Below are 17,974 nucleotides of genomic sequence, written 5' to 3' on the forward strand. Positions count from 1 at the left end.
CCAATGAAGGCCATCCGGTGTAACGCCCTTATGGCCTTAATTCTTTGAGTTGGACTTAGGAAACCGCCGTGTCGTTGAACGAAGACAGTTTTGTCTCACGAGTTACCCTCCGGCACTCAATCTCGCCGGATGCCGTCAGAACAATCCTGCGCGCTCTTCGTTCAAGCGGCGGCAGCATGGCGCAATTTTCACATTCAGACTTTGGCGGTATGTCGCAGTGGTCGCCCGGTATGACGATGGTGGGCGACATGTTCAACAATGCCCTCAAATCAAAGCTTGATGCCGTCTGCACGGAATTGGCGGCCTATGTCGTGGCAGAGGCACCATCCGCGTCTCGGGGCCGGAACCGCGAAGCCGTAGAGGCTAGTTACCGGTCTAAGCATTCAGATTGGTGGCCTGCAGGTATGGGAACGCCTAGTGCAGTCGGCGGACAAAATGATTTAAGGTACGCCGTGTTTCATAGGCGACTGGTGATCAACGATAATGGCCGCGTCCAGATTTATGATACCGGCAGCCATCGCATCTTCGGCATCGCCCAAGCACAAAGCACCGACCAAACGCTGACATTCACCAGCCAAGATGGCCTGGTTCGGGTAAGTGATTTATCCAAGGTAGTGGAATAATTGGCTTAAGATGGCCGTACGGTTTTTTGCCCGGCTGTCGGTCTCGCGAGCGCATCGAATGGTGAGAACCCTCTCAAGTTTAAGCCCGCACATAAACAGTTGTTGAATTGCTGCGCAAACTGCCTTCGAGGTTCTTTCGGGGAGCAGCTGGGGAGTTATTTAGGAAGCAGCCGCAGTTTTTCCGTTTTGGCGCAAAGCGGCCGTTCAGGCGCCGGGTTGCAACCACGAAGCTTTAACGGCACGAACTAGACCTGGGCGTATAGCCTGGACGATGCCTGCTCTGAGAGTCGAACGGACATGCGGCTCGAGAGGGAATACTTTCGTTTTTGACCCGCCCAAAGCGGACATCGAACTACTGTTCAGACTTGAGACGGCCATCTATTTCGCTACGGAGCGCAGTAAAGTCGATTGGTTTGGTCAATAAGGCCTCTGCACCTCCTTCCAAGGCTCTTCGTCTGGTGTCGCTATCGCCGTAGGCGGTGATCATGATCACCGGGACATCCGGTCGTGACGCTCTCGCTTTTGGCAGGAGTTCAAGCCCGCTCATACCGGGCATATTGATGTCGGACAAAATCAGGATCAAAGGCACCGCATTGGCATCACGGATTTTTTGAAGGGCGCTATCTCCCGACCCCACAAACTCCATTGTAAAGCGGCCGGCACGGATGTCGCGCCTAAATTGCTGGCGAAACAGGTCTTCGACGTCGGGTTCATCATCGACCACGAGTATAACGGGATTCACGTATGAGCCTCAGCTTTGCCCGCGGGGGCGGAGCGCGGAAGGACGACCCTGAATTCCGTGAATTTGCCGAGTTGAGTGTCAACCTCAATCAATCCGGCATGTTGCTTGACAACGATGTCGAAGCTCAACGACAGCCCGAGACCGGTGCCTTCGCCCGGCGGTTTGGTAGTGAAGAATGGGTTGAACATTTTCTCCCTCACCTCGGGTGGAATGCCCGCGCCGTTGTCGCGAATCCGGATTTCGACGCTGTCACCGAGGCTTCTGGTCGCGGCGGTAATCGCAGGCTCATAAGCGACGCCATCTTCCGCCTTGCGTTTCATTGCCGCATAGAAACCGTTCGAGATCAGGTTGAGCAGCACGCGCGTGATCTCCTGCGACAGCAGCTCGGCTTCGCCGGCGGCCGGATCGAAATCCTTTTCCAGCCTGATCTGAAAACCCTGCTTCTCGACGCGGGCGCCGTGGTAGGCGAGGTTGAGGCTCTCGCCAACAAGCGTATTGATGTCGACAGCGCGCCGCTCACCCGAGCCATCGCGCGAGTGCATGAGCATATTCCTAACGATAGAGTCGGCGCGCTTGCCGTGCTGCACTACTTTTTCAAGATTGCCCTTCAGCAGCTTTGCGATTTCGTCAGTTTCTTGGCGCATCAGGTCGTTCAATGGCGCGGGCTTGAGGACCTCGCCTAGTTCATCGACCAGCTCCGCCGACAAGGCGGAGAAATTATTGATGAAATTAAGCGGGTTCTTGATTTCGTGGGCGATGCCAGCGGTGAGTTGGCCTAGCGAGGCAAGCTTTTCGGTTTGGATTAGCCGATCCTGCGCAGTGCGCAATTCGTCCAGCGATCGCGAGAGTTCCCGCGTACGTTCGCGGACTTTCTCTTCGAGAGACTCCCGTTCCCATTCAAGCGCTTGGTAGAAGCTCGCGTTGTTGATTGCGGTAGAGGTCTGGCTTACTAGGTTGGCTAGTCCGAGTAGGGCCTCACCGTCTTGGACAACCCGGCACTGATAAGGCGCTTGCCCCGCCGTATTTCCCGCGACCAGCAAGCGAATTGGGTTCTTCGGTTCCCCGCCCAACGGCAAGACGACGTACTCGTCCATACCGATGAGACGTCGCAGCGAGGTCAGCTCGCTGCGGCGGCAATCGGGCAAACACAGTACCCGATCAACGCCGGCATAAAGTGGTGCGAGCGCCAATGAGGCGGTGGGGAGTATCAGCTTGGCAATGCTGGTACTCTCTGCATCGTCATAGTATCCATCTATCGTCTCGATGGAGAAGATGTTCGCGTCGGATTGCTTCAGAAGAAAGAGGCATCGCTCGAAATTTAGTTCGTATAAAACGAATTGAGCGGCCAGCTGCAGGATCGTAGTAAGGTCGACGGTTGAGTTGAATTTCTTTCCAAGCTCGTAGAGCTGGCGATACGCGCTCATCTGACCGTCGAGATGCTCTTGCACTTCGTAGAGCTGAACCTCGGTTGTCACCAAGCGCTTGACCTCATCAGAGAGGCGCTGGTTTTCAATCCGGAGCCGATCAATCTCACTCACGCTACCGGTTTTTCCATGAGACGCGGGAGTTATAGCGGTACTGGACATTGGCTACTCAGTACACTGCTAATACTACGGCGGTGTAGTTGTGGAAATAGTCGTGTCCTCCTATCGGACCAATCTCTCCATAGGTGTAGAGACCTATCCATGGCACGGTGGGCCCAATTTTTTGCTGAAGCTTTTCCAGTATTTGGCTTTTTTGCTGGTCGCGGAACACGGCTTTCCCGCGGCCTATGCAGTCGAACTGAAACACCATTTTCGCCGCGCTATTTCCTAAAGTCGACTTGATTTCTTCGCCAATGCGTTCGACGCCAGCCGATATCTTTTCGTGGTCGCGCCGGCTCATCCAGATGCTCGTACCCTCTTCAACTTCGGTCGGAATTGTGATTGACCCCGCCTTGTCATCTTTTGTCGGCATGAAGCGGATCAAATAGTCGTCGTAGCCCTTGATTTGTTCGGGCGCTTTGAATGCCATGCAGAGACTGAGGACCGCCTTGCTCCAGTTGTCGATCTCATCACCGACGAGATATTCCTTTAGGACGTCGAGAACTGGCATACCGTCGATCTCGTAGATGACGTTGCCGGAGCAGCGAGTCACCTTACGTTCGCCGCCGATGGGGAGGCAGCCGTGGTTAACCGACCAAGCAAGCCGGGCTGATCCCGACAGCAGAACGCACACGACACCATCGGATGTGATCTGATCGTCGCAGTATTGATAAGTTTGTTTAAACTCCATGTTATCGGCCGACGTACCTCCAAACAAAGGCAGGTGACGATCAAGCTGCAATTCACTCTTTAGGCCTGCAGCGAACCGGTCAAAATTTAGGGTCAAGCCGTCTCCGAGCATGATCAGCCCAAGCGTGTCAGGCTGCACCTCGCAAGCCAAGTTCTGGGCGATGGTCCTTCCCGCGGCTTCCGAATCGGTCTTGAGGCCGGAGGCGATTGCGTTTTTGAAACTTAATTCATCGGAGCTGATGGTCATCACGGCTACTGAGAAGTTCGACTCGTCGGCTTCGACACCTGCGATGACTCCCCCGCCGGACCCGCCGGCGAGTGGAGCACTACCGGTGGCGGCGCGGACGGCGTCTAAGAGTGCGCGCTGTTCATATCCGACGGAAGCAAACATGAAGACGAAGTCGGGCCGGTCGATCCCGGCCGCCGCCAATGCTCTCTCGGCGGCCTCGCGTCCGGCTACCTTCGGATTTCGATGATGGCTCATCCCGACACCGGCATTCGTACCCATCAGCGTGACCCTTCAATTGGCGAAGACATTTATCGACGAGCCTCGCTTGTATCAGGATATCCCTGCACCTCCAGATCTAACTAGCGGTTCTTCGCAAAACTTCGGGCCGCTTTCCCATCGGGGGCGGCCTGCCGGAATGGGGGCGATTTATGTCCGAGAACAAGCGATGCCGGGCTGAAAAAGAACGCTGTACCGAAGCGGTCGTGCCGCAAACCACGATTGAGCCCGAGCCGAGGCCGGCAAGGTCCGGTTCGGCACGCTTGCGACATGCCGACCGAGTCCGAAAATGTCTACAGGCTGGACCGGTACTAATCTGCGGGCGGCCAAAACGACGCGAATGGCCCAAAGCGACGTGGTTAGACACCTCGCGTCCTGGATAGTGTTGCGGAGGGCAGCTCTGCGAATTGACGGCGATAGATTTCCGCGAACCGGCCGAGATGCGTGAAGCCATAAAGCCCCGCCACATCAGTTACGTTTGTCTCTTGTCCTGGACGCGATAAAGCGCGGTGGGCGGCGTTGAGCCGAAGTTCGGCCAGCAACGCTGCAGGCGGGCGCCCGAAAGCCTCCGCGCAACTTAAATGAAGCGTCCGCTCCTTTGAACCGACTGCCAGGCAAAGTTCGGTGATAGTCGGCGGATCGTCGAGCCGCTCATGAAAAATTTTGAGGACCGCTCTCGCGACGCGAGCGCGACTGTGCAAGGGCTCAATGATTTCCGCCGACGGAATCATGTTGAGGACAACGTCAAGAATACAAGACTCTACGTGGGACAACCCTTGTCCGCCAAGATAGCTGTTCGGCTGCATCTGGAGTCTTTGCAAGAGACTGGCAAGCGAACCCGCGCGTCGGGTCATCTCAGCAGCAGTCACTTGCCACCTTGGCGAAGGAAGATTGACATCGAACCTGTCGATTCCCCGCCGAGTCTGGATCCAGCGATCAATCATCGGCGTCGGCAGCACGATGACCATCATCTCGGTTGGACCCGTTGCGGTGAAGCCGACATCGTCGCGCGATGTTGCAGCCAGAAGTTCACCAGCGCGCGCCGGTCGGCGTCTGACGTGCAATGAGCCCCCGGCTGAAATTGGCAGTCCGAAAACCCAAGTACCCGCGGGCGCACTGCCGCTCTGCAGTACTCCGGGCGACCAGCTGATACGGGCCAATTGCAACTGGTCCATCAGCAGTTGAGTCAATTGTCCCTGAAAGCGGCCACGCCCAATCTGCTCGTATTCCAGATTCCATGCGAGCGGGCTCGCCGCCATTGCGTCGATATCATCGAAACGCCCTCGGACGAATTGAGGCCCGGAGGTTGGCCTTGGGGGGGAAATCGACATGATGCAAATACCTTGAAGTATGGACCCAGCTTACACGAGATTTTGCAGAAAGCGGATAGTTCGTCGGTCGTTTTGCAGAATTCGGATAGTCGCATCGCCCGCTGTGACATCACTGGCGTAGACGTAAGGCGCCGACTACTGTCGATAATGAATGCCACCGATGCTGACGTATCCAAGGGAGAAAGCGATGAAGCGAGTAATACCACGATGCGGCATTTTGATCGGAGCAGCGCTCATGATGACCGTTTCCTTGAACCCCGCTGCGAATGCACAGAACGGCGACGCCGAAAAGCTGCTCAAGGGTATGGCGGACTATGTTTCCAGCCAAAAAACGCTCGCGGTGACGTACGACTCCGATATCGAGGTTATTACGTCAAAACTGCAGAAAATCCAGTTTACTAGCTCTGGGCAGGTGCAATTGAGCCGCCCGGACAAGCTTCGGGCCACCCGCACGGGCGGCTACCGCGACGTTGAGATCGTGTTCGACGGTAAGATGCTGACCGTCAACAACAAGGACGGCAAGGATTACGCCCAGATCGAGGCCGCCGGCACCGCCGAGGAATTGATTGATGTGCTCCGGGAAAAGCATGGTGTCGTCGCGCCCGGCGCCGACCTGCTCCTTACCAACGTCTTCAATGTCATGATGACTGACGTGATTGAGGCCGCAGTCATCGGCAAAGGGGTCATCGACGGCGTAGAGTGCGACCACCTCGCATTCCGTAGCGTAGAAACAGACTGGCAAATATGGATTGAATCCGGTGCCAAGCCGATCCCGCGCAAGTACGTGATTACCAGCAAGGGCATCGGCGAAGCGCCGCAATACACCCTGCGGATCAAGGAATGGAAGACCGACGTGGCGGCCGACGCCTTTGCGTTCAAGGCGGATCCATCCTTCAAGAAGATCGCGCTCGGCGATCTCTCCGATATCGACGAAGTCCCGCAGGGCACCACCAAGACAGGAGACAAGAAATGATCCGAACAACATTATTCCGTCTGTCGTTCGCAACCGTCCTCGGCGCCGGCGCCCTTTTATGGGGAGGTCAACTGCCCCTCGACGGACAGTCATCGATGGTGTCGTCCGCCGAAGCCAGGATCGGCCGTCCGCTAACGCCAATGAGTTACGCCGGCGTTGCGCGGCGGACCACGCGCCGGGCCGTGGCGGTCGGCGCGGTGGCAGTAGGTGGAGCAGCGGTCGTGGCAGCACCGATGGTGGTTGCGCCCGCATGCACGCAAGTCGCTGATGCTTACGGACGGATCGTCACAGTCTGCCGGTAAGACGTTTTCTAAACGATGAGACAGAAGCCGCAACGCTCCGGAGCGCTGCGGCTTCCTGACCAGCATTCGGCTCAACGGAAAACATTCCGAGTTTCCGAACGGAGGAGGCAAAGATGAAGCTATCGATTTCATTGTCAGCGCTGCTAATCGCAGGGTTCACGGTCGCAAGCAGTGAACCGGCCAGTGCCGTGGTCTACTGCCAGTACATCTCTTATCCGGCCGGTTGCGTTGTAAGACCCGGCGTGCGGCTGGTGGCGCGGCCGGTCGCGCGCGCCGTGGTGGCCCCCGGCGTCGGTCGGGTGGGAACGCCGATGAATCGCGGCGGTCCCGTCAATCGCGTAGGCCGACGCTGATCTTCAGGTAAGACGCCATGCTTGAAAACAGGTTGGCGTCTCATTGCGTCTCATTAGGGAAAAAGTCATGAAAAAGTTCGGCATAAGCTTCGCTCTGGTTGCTTTGCTCGCAGGTGTAGCTGGTTATAGCACGCCATCGCGAGCCGAAACCGGTCAGGTTGCCGTCGTGTTCACGAAAGGCGGATTCATCGTCGGGGTCGGCGGTGGTGAAGGTGTGCTTACCTTCAAAGGCAAGCGCTATCCATTTACCGTTTCGGGCATGAATATCGGCTTCACGATCGGAGCCTCGACAACCAAGCTGGTCGGACGGGCCGTCAATCTGAATAGTCCGGCTTCGTTTGAAGGCAGTTACAGCGCGATCGGAGCCGGCGGTGCGATTGCGGCCGGGGCTGCAGGCGTTCAGTTGCAGAATGCCAATGGCGTGATCCTGCAGCTCAGCGGCCCGAAAGTCGGCGCTGAAGTGTCGGCAGCAGTGGGCGGCGTAACGGTCCGTTTTAAATAGGTGTGAGGCGATCAGGGCGCGCCGAGCGGTCGCGCGCCTCAGGGGTCAGATATTCATGGAGAAAATCAAATGTCTGTAAAGAAACTCATATTCTGTTGCGCCGGTATTATGATTGCGGGACCGGCCTTTGCCCAGGTCGAACTCAAGACCTATGCGAACCGTGATGGCTATCTCGACGTCCAGAAGCTGACCTGCGCACAATTGGCAGGCACATTTCAGGAAGACGCAGATTATCTCGCCGCCTGGTATAGCGGTTGGTACAACGGCCTTGCCAAGAAGCACATGATGCAGGTTTCCCGCGCCAAAGCGTTGCAACACGAGGTCATCGTTCATTGCAAAGCCAATCCGGGCAAGAAGGTCATTGAGGCGATCGATGTCGTTTTCAAGGATTACCGGAGCGATCAGGGAATCAAGATGAAAAAGTGATCATGGCATGGATCGTTTTGAGCCACGGCTTTGAGGCCTTAGTGCAACAGCAAAGTGAGATTTTTCCCGCAAGCTTGCTTTTGCGTTGCTCTCAGATGTACCGAGGGTCGACGATATCGGGGGGGCGGGAATGAGGCGCGCTATCTCTAAACGAAGGAATGGTTGCCGGCTCGTTCAGGCCAGCATTAGCGTCACTGTGCTTGCGTTCGGCATGCTGTCCGGGCCGGTTCATGCCGACGAAGCCGGCGTATCGTACTGGCTCCCCGGCCGCTTCGGCAGCCTCGCAGCCGCACCCACCGTCCCGGGCTGGTCCATGGCCGAGGTGTATTATCACACCACCCTAGCGGCGTCGGGCGCTACAGCGGCGGCGAGAGAAATTCAAATCGGCAGGATTCCGGCGTCAGTCAACGTTAGCTTGAACCTTAATCTGAATGCGCAGGCTGATCTCATCTTGCTCAATCCCACCTATACTTTCGCGACGCCTGTGCTCGGTGGACAGCTCGCCATTGGGGTGACCGGCCTGTTTGGACGGTCGAGCGCCAGTATTGACGGGACGCTGACGGCGGCGGTTGGCTCCTTTGCGGTAACCCGCACAGGCTTCCTGGGAGATTCAATCACTTCCGTCGGCGACCTCTATCCGCAGGCGACGTTGAAGTGGAACGCCGGCGTGCACAACTTCATGACCTATGTGACCGGTGACATTCCCGTTGGCGCCTACGATTCCAGCCGCCTCGCCAACCTCGGCATCGGCCATGCCGCGATCGATGGCGGCGGCGGCTACACCTACTTCAATCCGGCAACCGGGCACGAATTCTCGGCGGTCGCGGGCTTTACCTATAATTTCAAGAACAAGGATACGAACTATCAGAACGGCATCGATTTCCACATCGACTGGGGTGCTTCCAAGTTTCTGTCGAAGCAGGTGTTCGTCGGACTTGTTGGGTACGGATATCAACAAATCACCGACGACTTCGGTCAACACCCCCTTCTGGGTGGATTCCGGTCGCGTGTTCTGGGAATCGGGCCGCAGATTGGATTCTTGTTTCCGGTAGGCGACATGCAGGGTTATCTCAATCTCAAGGGCTACGGCGAATTCGAGGCCGCCAATCGGCCATCGGGATGGAATACCTGGCTGACATTCTCCATCTCGCCGATGGCGCCCGCCAGCACCGTGGCGCCAACGCGTCGAATCGCGACGAAGTGACGCTATCAAAAGAGTGCGATTTTCTGAGCGTGCGTTAAGAGACGAGGTACGCCTGCTACGACATACGGCACGATTAAAAAGGGGAGCGGGGCTGTCGAATTCGATTTTGCGCTGTGGTCTTCCAAGCCGTTTCGAGGAAGCCTAACATCACCACAACTCTGAGCTTACTATATTCTTTACTGACGTCACAGGTGTCAAATGATGATTCGTCTGTCTTACATTTCCGCTGCCGCGCTCGCCGGCGTTTGTGCTTGCGTGTTTGCCACCGTCGTCGCTGCGGAAGACCAAACCACGGACATAGGCACGCTCGACAAGGAGACCGCCGATAAGGCGTTCCCCACCAAGCCGGCGTACTCGCCATATGCCGGTCGCAATTTCCCGACACGGCCGCTTTTCGGCGACACGCACCTCCACACCTCTTACTCGATGGACGCCGGCGCGTTCGGTGCCAGGCTCGGCCCGAAGGACGCCTATCGTTTCGCCAAGGGCGAGGAAGTTATCGCTTCCAGTGGGCAACGCGCCAAACTTTCACGTCCCCTGGATTTCCTGGTGGTCTCGGACCATTCGGATGGCATGGGCTTTTTCCCGCAACTGATGGGAGGCGATCCTGGCCTGCTCGCGACGACACAGGGCCGGAAGTGGTACGATGAGATCAATTCCGGCAAAGGCGCGGCGGCCGCCATTGATATCATCACCAGCTTCGGCAAAGGGCTAATGCCCAAGGGCTTCCCCACGCCGGGAACGCCGGCCTATCGCAGCGCCTGGCGCGAAACGATCAAGGCGGCGGAGGAAGCCAACGATCCCGGCCGCTTCACTGCTTTCATTGGCTATGAGTGGACCTCGGGTGAGGGCGGCAACAATCTTCATCGCAATATCATTTGGCGAGATAGTGGAGCAAAGGCCAGTCTCGTTGAGCCCTACACCACGTTGCCGCCGTTGGGCAGTCCAAATCCTCGAGATCTCTGGAAGTGGATGGCGATGGTTGAGGAAAAAACTGGCGCAGAAATTCTTGCGCTTGCGCACAACGGCAATTTAAGCAACGGCCGCATGTTTCCGATCATCGAGTCGTTCAACGGCAAGCGGATCGACCGCGAATATGCGGAGAACCGCATGAGATGGGAGCCGCTTTATGAGGCAACCCAGATCAAAGGCGACGGCGAGACCCACCCATTTCTTTCGCCCAACGACGAGTTCGCGAACCATGAGCGCTGGGACAAAGGCAACCTTGATCTAACAGTGGTGAAAAAGCCGGAGATGCTTGAATTCGAGTACGTCCGTTCGGCATACAAGAACGGCCTCAAGATGGAGGCCGAACTCGGCGTAAATCCCTACAAGTTCGGCCTGGTCGGCAGTACCGATTCGCATACCGGACTCTCGGCGGTCGAGGAGGACAATTTTTTCGGCAAGACATCTTCTTCCGAACCAAATGCCGGTCGCGCGATGCATCCTTTCGTCAAGACTGACAAGGCGGTATTCATGGGCTGGGAGACGACGGCGGCCGGCTACGCCGCGGTATGGGCAACGGAAAACACCCGCGAGGCGATCTTCGACGCCATGAAGCGGCGCGAGACCTACGCAACCACCGGCCCGCGCATGGCCGTTCGCTTCTTCGGCGGCTGGGATTTTGAGGCTGTCGACGCTAACAACCGCACGCCGGCCCGAATTGGCTATGCCAAGGGCGTGCCGATGGGCGGAGACTTGAGCAACGCGCCAAACGGAAAGTCGCCTTCATTTCTTGTCGCCGCCTTGAAGGATCCGATCGGCGCGAACTTGGACCGGATCCAGGTCATCAAAGGCTGGGTCGGAAAAGATGGCCAGGCGCAGGAACGAGTTTACGACGTCGCAGTATCTGGAGACCGCAAGATTGACGCCGACGGCCGCAGCCGAACCTCGGTCGGCAGCACCGTCGATGTCACGAATGCGACATGGACGAACACGATCGGCGCGGGCGAGATGATCACGGTCTGGAAAGACCCCGAATTCGATCCGGCGTTGCGCGCCTTCTACTATGTACGCGTGATCGAAATTCCGACGCCGCGCTGGACGGCGTATGACGCAAAATACTTCGGCATCAAGTTGCCGGCGGAAGTCAGGATGACGACTACCGAACGCGCTTATACCTCTCCGATTTGGTACACTCCCTGACGTCGACTACATTCATGACGCGCGGGCGTGAGGATAGAGTAGTTGGCCTAAACCATGACAACCTCGTTATGAGGCGGCGGCAAGGTTGTAGCCGCTTTCTGATGCATCCCCGCTGGAGGAGCGACCATGAACACTTCTAGTAACGCCCCTGTCTCCAGATTTGCGCTTGCTGCGTTGCTGACGGCGGGACTTTCCAGCTTCGCGCTGGCGCAGGATGCGGTTCACACCGATATTGGCGTCATGGACAAGGCCACGGCCGATCGGGTTATGCCTAAGAGGGCGTACTCGCCGTATGCCGGGCGCACCTTCCCTACGCGACCGTTCTTCGGCGACACGCACCTGCACACGTCACTCTCTTTCGATGCCGGTGCAGCCGGTGCTCGGGTCGGCCCGAGAGAAGCCTATCGTTTTGCACGTGGCGAGGAAGTGATGGCCTCCAGCGGACAGCCGGCCAAGCTGTCGCGACCGCTGGATTTTTTGGTTGTCGCGGACCATTCCGACAATATGGGGTTTGTGACCGATCTGTTCGCAGGAAAGCCAAACATCCTCGCAGACCCGCTGGGCCGAAAATGGTACGACATGATTCAGGCTGGCAAAGCCGGTGACGCGGCTCTGGAGCTAATTGGCACTTTCTCGCAAGGGAAGTTTCCAAAAGCGCTAACTTATCTGCCTGGCACGCCGGGTTATCGTTCGACTTGGCAACAGATCGTGAAAGCGGCCGAGGAGGCTAACGAACCCGGTCGGTTCACCGCGTTTATCGGCTTTGAATGGACGTCACTTGATAAAGGCAATAACCTGCATCGCAATGTGATCTTCCGCGATGGTGGTGACAAGGCTCTGCGAATTGAGCCGTATACCACCGTTCCTCCCCTCGGTAGCCCAAATCCCCGGGATCTTTGGAAGTGGATGGCCGCTTACGAGGACAAGACGGGCGGCAGCTTGCTCGCGATAGCGCATAACGGCAATCTATCAAATGGAACGATGTTTCCAATCATTGAGTCGTTCAATGGGCGCCCTGTCGATCGCGAATATTCCGAGCAGCGCGCTAAATGGGAAGTTCTTTACGAAGCAACGCAAATGAAGGGCGATGGCGAAGCGCATCCAGTGCTGTCGCCTACCGACGAATTTTCGCGCTTCGAACGGTGGGACAAAGGTAATCTAGACATGAGCGAGGCCAAACGGCCGGAGATGCTCGAATTCGAGTATGCGCGTTCAGCCTTGAAGAACGGCCTCAAGCTAGAGAAGGAACTCGGCGTAAATCCATATAAATTTGGAATGGTGGGAAGTACCGATTCACATACGGGACTTGCAACCGCCGATGACGACAATTTCTTCGGCAAGGCCACACCTTATGAACCCAACAAATCGCGCTGGGAGCACGCCTTCCTGAGTGGCAAAGCGGGAAAACTGACGGCTTGGGAAATGACAGCCTCTGGATACGCGGCTGTCTGGGCGACCGACAACACCCGCGAGGCGCTGTTCGATGCCATGCAACGCAAGGAGACCTACGGAACCACGGGACCGCGCATGATCGTTCGCTTCTTTGGTGGATGGGAATTCGAGGCCAAGGATGCTCAGACGCGGAGCCCCGCGGTGACGGGGTACACGCGTGGAGTGCCGATGGGTGGTGATCTACGTAGCGCGCCAGCCGGCAAGGTCCCTACCTTTCTGGTCGCCGCGCTCAAGGACCCAATCGGGGCTAACCTGGATCGCTATCAAATCGTCAAGGGCTGGATCTCAGCAGATGGTAAACTGAACGAAAAGGTTTACGACGTCGCATGGTCGGGCGACCGCAAACCGGGAACTGACGGAAAGCTGCCGTCAGTCGGCAGCTCGGTCGATGTAGCCAATGCCAACTGGACCAATACAATTGGATCACCCGAACTGATCAGTGTGTGGAAGGACCCTGATTTCGATCCAGCGTTGCGCGCATTCTACTACGGTCGCGTGATTGAAATCCCGACGCCGCGCTGGACGGCATACGATGCAAAATACTTTGACATCAAGATGCCGGCGGAAGTCACGATGACGACCACTGAACGCGCGTATACCTCACCGATCTGGTACACACCTTGATCTCGCGGTTGCTCAGAGAGCCGTTACTCCAGTTTCTAGCCCTTGGTACGATCCTGTTCGCGCTTCACGGGCTCGTCGGAAAGCGCAGCGCGGAAGCCCCCGAGAAAATCGTGGTTTCCGCTTCGCGGATCGCCAACCTGGGTGAGGGATTCGCGCGGACGTGGCAGCGGCCTCCGAGCGAGCAGGAATTGCAGGGCCTGATCGAGGACTATGTTCGAGACGAAGTGTTCTACCGTGAGGGCAGAGCGGCCGGCTTGGACCGCGACGACGTCATCATACGCCGGCGTGTGCGGCAGAAGATGGAATTTCTGGCTGAGGCAATGTCCGCACCAGAGCCGACTGACGAGCAGCTTTCTTCTTATCTCGCTTCCAATCCGGAGCAATTTCGTATCGAAGATCAAATCACATTCCATCAGGTCTTCTTGAGCGCCACGCGGCGCGCGAACACCATCGAGAGCGACAGCAGACAGATTGCGAATGTTCTTGCTCGCGCCGATAGCAACGTGCCGACCGCAGCGCTCGGCGATCCGTTCCTGCTTGGGGAAGAGTTCCGCCGCGTTTCGCCAAGCAAGCTATCGAGTATATTTGGTGAAAGCTTCGCAAAACAGATTTCCGGCATGGCGCAAGGCAAATGGCAGGGACCGATTTCTTCTGGCTTCGGGCAGCATTTCGTCTTCGTCAGCGAACTAAATTCTGGAAATCTGCCGCCGCTCGATGACGTCCGGCCAGCCGTTCGCCGGGAGTGGGAGAACGCTCGCCGCCGGGAGGCGGAACAGAAACTCTACGCCTCGCTTCGGGAGCGTTACGATATTGTCGTAGAGGCGCCTCGGGCAAAGGCGGCGGAGGCCGCCGGTCAATGAATCGTTTCCGCTGGTTTTTCGTTGTTTTGGCGGTGTTACTGGCGCAACCCGCGGTCTCGGACGAGCTTCGGCCGGGCTATCTTGAGATGCGCCAGACTAGCCCCAGCGCCTATAATCTGCTTTTCAAAATCCCCGCGCGGGGAGAAGATTTGCGGCTCGCGATCTACGTCAAACTGCCGGAAGGTACTCAAGACGTAGGACTGCCGCGAGCGTCGTTCAGCGACGGGGCCTATATCGAACGTCGTAGCATTCGGCGGGAAGCCGGACTCGCCGGGCAGGCAATATCGATTGAGGGCCTGTCGGCAACATCGACGGATGTGCTCGTTCGGGTCGAAACCCTCGAAGGCGCAATCCAGACCGAACGGCTTTCTCCGACAAAAACGTCGTTCGTGCTTCAAGCCGTGCCGGGTCCGGGAGAAGTGGCCGCGACGTATCTGGTGCTGGGCGTCGAGCACATTCTTTTCGGCTTCGATCACTTGCTGTTTGTACTGGCGCTGGTGATTCTGGTTCGCGACTGGCGCCGTGTCTTCCTGACCGTCACTGCATTTACGTTGGCACACAGCCTCACGCTTGCGGCGGCAACACTGGGCTTCGTGAGCGTACCCGGTCCGCCTATTGAAGCCGCGATTGCGCTGAGCATCGTGCTGGTTGCCGTCGAGATCATCAATGATCGGCGCGGAACTCCGTCGTTTGCGGCGCGATGGCCTTGGCTGGTCGCATTTTGCTTCGGGTTATTGCACGGCTTCGGCTTTGCCGGAGCTTTGGCAGAGGTGGGATTGCCGCATCACGCCATTCCGATCGCGCTTCTGTTCTTCAATCTGGGCGTGGAAATTGGACAATTAGCTTTTGTTGGTGCGGTGTTGGCAGCAGGCTTGGTGCTCCACTGGGCCGCGGCCGTCCGGTTCGAGCCCGCTCGAGTACAACGAATTACAAGTGGCCTCGACATGTGCGCGACTTACGTGATCGGTTCAATTGCCGCCTATTGGCTGATCGAAAGGACCTCCGCTTTTTTTGTATGAAGTGAAGAAAGATTACGGCGTCGCCGTCAGGTCGGGCTGATTTTAGTGACGTCCCTTTCTGGGCATCGCGGAATTTTCGAATTGCGGTGAAAGCGACCGATGCGTAACGGAAGGCCGATAGATCCATCAGGGAGGAATTCCGCTGCCGCGCGGCGAGGTTCGCGTATTGCGGAAGGGCATCGCCGGTGTCTCGGGCTTGCCGTCGTATCGCTCCTGATTCTGACTGAAGCTGCGGAGGCACAGAGCCTGGCAGCCCTTCCGCCGGGCCAGCTTCCGCCGGTGACAGTTACAGCGCCGGAAACGAGATCCCAAAAGCGGGTCAGGCAGCCGCCGCGCGAGCGGGACGCGCGAAACGGTTCAACCGTTCAAAATAGCCAGCCTGCGCCGCCGCCTGCCAGCGTAACGTCCGGGTCTGCGACCTTGGGTTCGGCGGACCTTCAGCCCACCGCCGCCAGCGAAATTCGCGTTACCGGCGAGCAGTTCAACGCGCGGCCGGCGTCGCGGGTCGGCGAATTGCTGGAAATCGTGCCTGGGCTGATCGTGACCCAGCATTCCGGCGAGGGCAAAGCCAACCAGTATTTTTTGCGCGGTTTTAATCTTGATCACGGCACGGATCTGGCGATCTCCGTCGACGGCATGCCGGTCAACATGCCGACCCACGGCCACGGACAGGGCTACGCCGATATCAATTTTCTGATTCCGGAACTGGTGCAGTCGGTCAACGTCCGCAAGGGACCGTATTTCGCCGACCAGGGCGATTTTGCCTCCGCCGGCGCTGTCGGGATCGACTATCTCAACAAGCTGCCGAAGAATCTCGCCGAAATCACCGTCGGCAGTTACGGCTACCGGCGCGGGCTCGCGGCAGGATCGACCGCGGTCGGCGAGGGCACGCTGCTCGCGGCCGTCGAGGCCAACAAGTATAACGGGCCGTGGGATGTGCCTGATCATGTCCGCAAGCTGAATGGCGTGCTGCGCTACAGCCAGGGCACCGCCACGGACGGCTTTACGCTGTCGGGGATGGCCTATTCCAACGGCTGGAATTCAACAGATCAGGTGGCGCAGCGCGCCATCGATCAGGGCGTCATCGGTCGGCTCGGCTCGCTCGATCCGACCGATGGCGGAACGTCGAGCCGTTTGTCGCTCTCGGGCAATTGGGCGCAATCGAGCGCGTACGGCCAGAGCAAGATCAATGCCCATGTGATCCGCTCGCAGCTCACCCTGTTCAATAATTTCACCTACTTCCTCGATGATCCCGTCAATGGCGACCAGTTCAGCCAGCTCGATAAGCGCACCGTCTATGGGCTCAACGCCAGCCACGCTTTCGATGTCCGCCTTGCCGGGATCGAGACCCAGACCCGCGTCGGCCTGCAGACGCGTGGCGACGACATTCAGGTCGGGCTGTTCAAAACGTTGCAGCGTGAGCTGCTCTCGACCGTACGCGAAGACAATGTCAGGCAAGGCAATGTCGGCCTGTGGGCCGATACAACGGCGCGGTGGACCGACTGGCTGCGCACCACGGTCGGCATCCGCGAGGATTATTTCGCCGGCCGCGTCGTCAGCGACGCGCCGGCCAATTCCGGGAGCGCGCAGGCGTCAATGACCAGCCCAAAAGCAGGCATCGTTCTCGGTCCCTGGTTCAAGACCGAATTCTACGGCAATGCCGGTTACGGCCTGCACTCCAACGATATCAGGGGCGCGACGATTACGGTCGATCCCAACGACAAGGTGACGCCGCTGGATCGGGTGCCGCTGCTGGTGCGGTCGAAGGGTGCCGAGATCGGGTTTCGGACCAAGGCGATCGAAGGCCTCACCAGTTCGCTGGCGGTGTTCGTGCTGGATTTCAATTCGGAATTGCTGTTCGTCGGCGACGCCGGCACCACCGAGCCGAGCCGCCCCAGCCGGCGCGTCGGTGTCGAATGGACCAACCAGTACAAGATACTGCCGTGGATGACGCTGGATTTCGATTTCGCTTACACCCGCGCCCGCTTCACCGATTTCGATGCCGTCGGCAATCGCATTCCCGGTGCGCCGGCGCTGGTCGCGAGCGGCGGCGTGACGTTCGGCGGCGACAACGGCTGGTTCGGCGCGTTGCGCGCGCGCTATTTCGGGCCGCGTCCCCTGATCGAGGACGACAGCGCACGTTCGCAGGGATCGCTGATCTTCAATGCGCGGGCCGGCTACAAATTCGACAATGGGCTACGGCTGCAGCTCGACGTGCTCAACCTGTTCGACGCGCAGACCAACCAGATCGAATATTATTATCTGTCGCGGCTGCCGGGTGAGCCGATCGGCGGTGTTGCCGATCGCCATGTGCATCCGGCGGAGCCGTTAGCCGTGCGGCTGACACTGGCAGGAAGGTTTTGATCACCTTGGATTGCGCGTCGAAGAAGCGGGAATCCTCCCTCATTTTAAGAGGCTTCGAATACGCTTTATGAACGAACGACCGAAAAACTGCGGCCGTGTTTTTCGATAGGCAGCTTTTGGCGCAAAGCTGCCGTTCACGGGCATGTCCGCTCGTGGGGGTAGAACAGAAGTCGGATTTCGGGACCTTCTGGTCCGTTGATGACCCAAAGCGGACATCGGGTCGCAGTTCTGGAACTTGTTGCCCTTCCCTTTCTCACTCGCCGTCCCGTCTTGAAG

At 58.0% G+C, this 17,974-nt stretch carries 15 protein-coding genes and 1 pseudogene; 12 read left to right on the plus strand and 4 right to left on the minus strand.

Annotated elements, in window-relative coordinates:
* Window positions 1-68: 68 nt before the first annotated feature.
* Window positions 69-623 (plus strand): hypothetical protein, encoded by a 555-nt coding sequence (locus JQ611_RS37935; RefSeq protein WP_212038887.1) that lies wholly within the window; start codon window positions 69-71, stop codon window positions 621-623.
* Window positions 624-975: 352 nt separating this feature from the next.
* Here JQ611_RS37935 and JQ611_RS37940 read toward each other — a convergent pair whose 3' ends face one another.
* The 4 genes and pseudogenes from JQ611_RS37940 to JQ611_RS37955 form a co-directional block, all read right to left on the minus strand.
* Window positions 976-1,365 (minus strand): response regulator, encoded by a 390-nt coding sequence (locus JQ611_RS37940; RefSeq protein ID WP_212038886.1) that lies wholly within the window; start codon window positions 1,363-1,365, stop codon window positions 976-978.
* A pseudogene (locus JQ611_RS43200) lies at window positions 1,362-2,246 on the minus strand (sensor histidine kinase); the annotation flags it as partial. The pseudogene JQ611_RS43200 and the gene JQ611_RS37940, both read right to left, overlap by 4 nt.
* 712 nt (window positions 2,247-2,958) lie before the next feature.
* Complete coding sequence (locus tag JQ611_RS37950; protein ID WP_212038884.1) at window positions 2,959-4,146, minus strand: FIST signal transduction protein; 1,188 nt, start codon at window positions 4,144-4,146, stop codon at window positions 2,959-2,961.
* 356 nt (window positions 4,147-4,502) lie between these two features.
* A complete protein-coding gene (locus JQ611_RS37955) occupies window positions 4,503-5,402 on the minus strand; it encodes a helix-turn-helix domain-containing protein (RefSeq protein WP_212468341.1) in 900 nt (299 codons plus the stop codon).
* 307 nt (window positions 5,403-5,709) lie between these two features.
* Between JQ611_RS37955 and JQ611_RS37960 the strand changes: the two genes are divergently transcribed.
* The 11 genes from JQ611_RS37960 (at window position 5,710) to JQ611_RS38010 (ending at window position 17,698) form a co-directional block, all read left to right on the plus strand.
* Window positions 5,710-6,447 carry a DUF2092 domain-containing protein gene (locus JQ611_RS37960; protein WP_249133783.1) on the plus strand — a complete coding sequence of 246 codons (738 nt, stop codon included), beginning with the start codon at window positions 5,710-5,712 and terminating at the stop codon, window positions 6,445-6,447.
* Window positions 6,444-6,749 carry a hypothetical protein gene (locus JQ611_RS37965; protein ID WP_212038881.1) on the plus strand — a complete coding sequence of 102 codons (306 nt, stop codon included), beginning with the start codon at window positions 6,444-6,446 and terminating at the stop codon, window positions 6,747-6,749. The genes JQ611_RS37960 and JQ611_RS37965 overlap by 4 nt, the downstream gene beginning before the upstream one ends.
* 113 nt (window positions 6,750-6,862) lie before the next feature.
* Window positions 6,863-7,102 carry a hypothetical protein gene (locus JQ611_RS37970; RefSeq protein ID WP_212038880.1) on the plus strand — a complete coding sequence of 80 codons (240 nt, stop codon included), beginning with the start codon at window positions 6,863-6,865 and terminating at the stop codon, window positions 7,100-7,102.
* A 67-nt stretch (window positions 7,103-7,169) separates the two neighbouring features.
* Window positions 7,170-7,604, plus strand: a complete 435-nt coding sequence (locus JQ611_RS37975; RefSeq protein WP_212038879.1) for a hypothetical protein — start codon at window positions 7,170-7,172, stop codon at window positions 7,602-7,604.
* A gap of 69 nt (window positions 7,605-7,673) precedes the next feature.
* Entirely contained in the window at window positions 7,674-8,030 is a 357-nt protein-coding gene (locus tag JQ611_RS37980) for an HdeA/HdeB family chaperone (RefSeq protein WP_212038878.1), read from the plus strand.
* 211 nt (window positions 8,031-8,241) lie between these two features.
* A complete protein-coding gene (locus JQ611_RS37985; protein ID WP_249133790.1) occupies window positions 8,242-9,234 on the plus strand; it encodes a transporter in 993 nt (330 codons plus the stop codon).
* 198 nt (window positions 9,235-9,432) lie between these two features.
* Window positions 9,433-11,379: a DUF3604 domain-containing protein gene (locus JQ611_RS37990; protein ID WP_249133784.1), complete on the plus strand. Its 1,947-nt coding sequence runs from the start codon at window positions 9,433-9,435 to the stop codon at window positions 11,377-11,379.
* A 126-nt stretch (window positions 11,380-11,505) separates the two neighbouring features.
* On the plus strand, window positions 11,506-13,455 hold the full coding sequence (locus JQ611_RS37995; RefSeq protein ID WP_212468343.1) for a DUF3604 domain-containing protein: 1,950 nt from the start codon (window positions 11,506-11,508) through the stop codon (window positions 13,453-13,455).
* Window positions 13,452-14,315 carry a peptidyl-prolyl cis-trans isomerase gene (locus tag JQ611_RS38000; RefSeq protein ID WP_249133785.1) on the plus strand — a complete coding sequence of 288 codons (864 nt, stop codon included), beginning with the start codon at window positions 13,452-13,454 and terminating at the stop codon, window positions 14,313-14,315. The genes JQ611_RS37995 and JQ611_RS38000 overlap by 4 nt, the downstream gene beginning before the upstream one ends.
* The gene (locus tag JQ611_RS38005) at window positions 14,312-15,334 is read left to right on the plus strand and encodes a HupE/UreJ family protein (RefSeq protein WP_212468344.1); all 1,023 of its coding nucleotides are present in this window, start codon (window positions 14,312-14,314) and stop codon (window positions 15,332-15,334) included. Before JQ611_RS38000 ends, JQ611_RS38005 begins: the two co-directional genes overlap by 4 nt.
* A gap of 99 nt (window positions 15,335-15,433) precedes the next feature.
* A complete protein-coding gene (locus JQ611_RS38010; RefSeq protein WP_212468345.1) occupies window positions 15,434-17,698 on the plus strand; it encodes a TonB-dependent receptor domain-containing protein in 2,265 nt (754 codons plus the stop codon).
* The last annotated feature ends 276 nt before the right edge of the window (window positions 17,699-17,974 follow it).

This window comes from Bradyrhizobium sp. AUGA SZCCT0182 (assembly GCF_018130185.1).
Classification (GTDB): Bacteria; Pseudomonadota; Alphaproteobacteria; order Rhizobiales; family Xanthobacteraceae; genus Bradyrhizobium.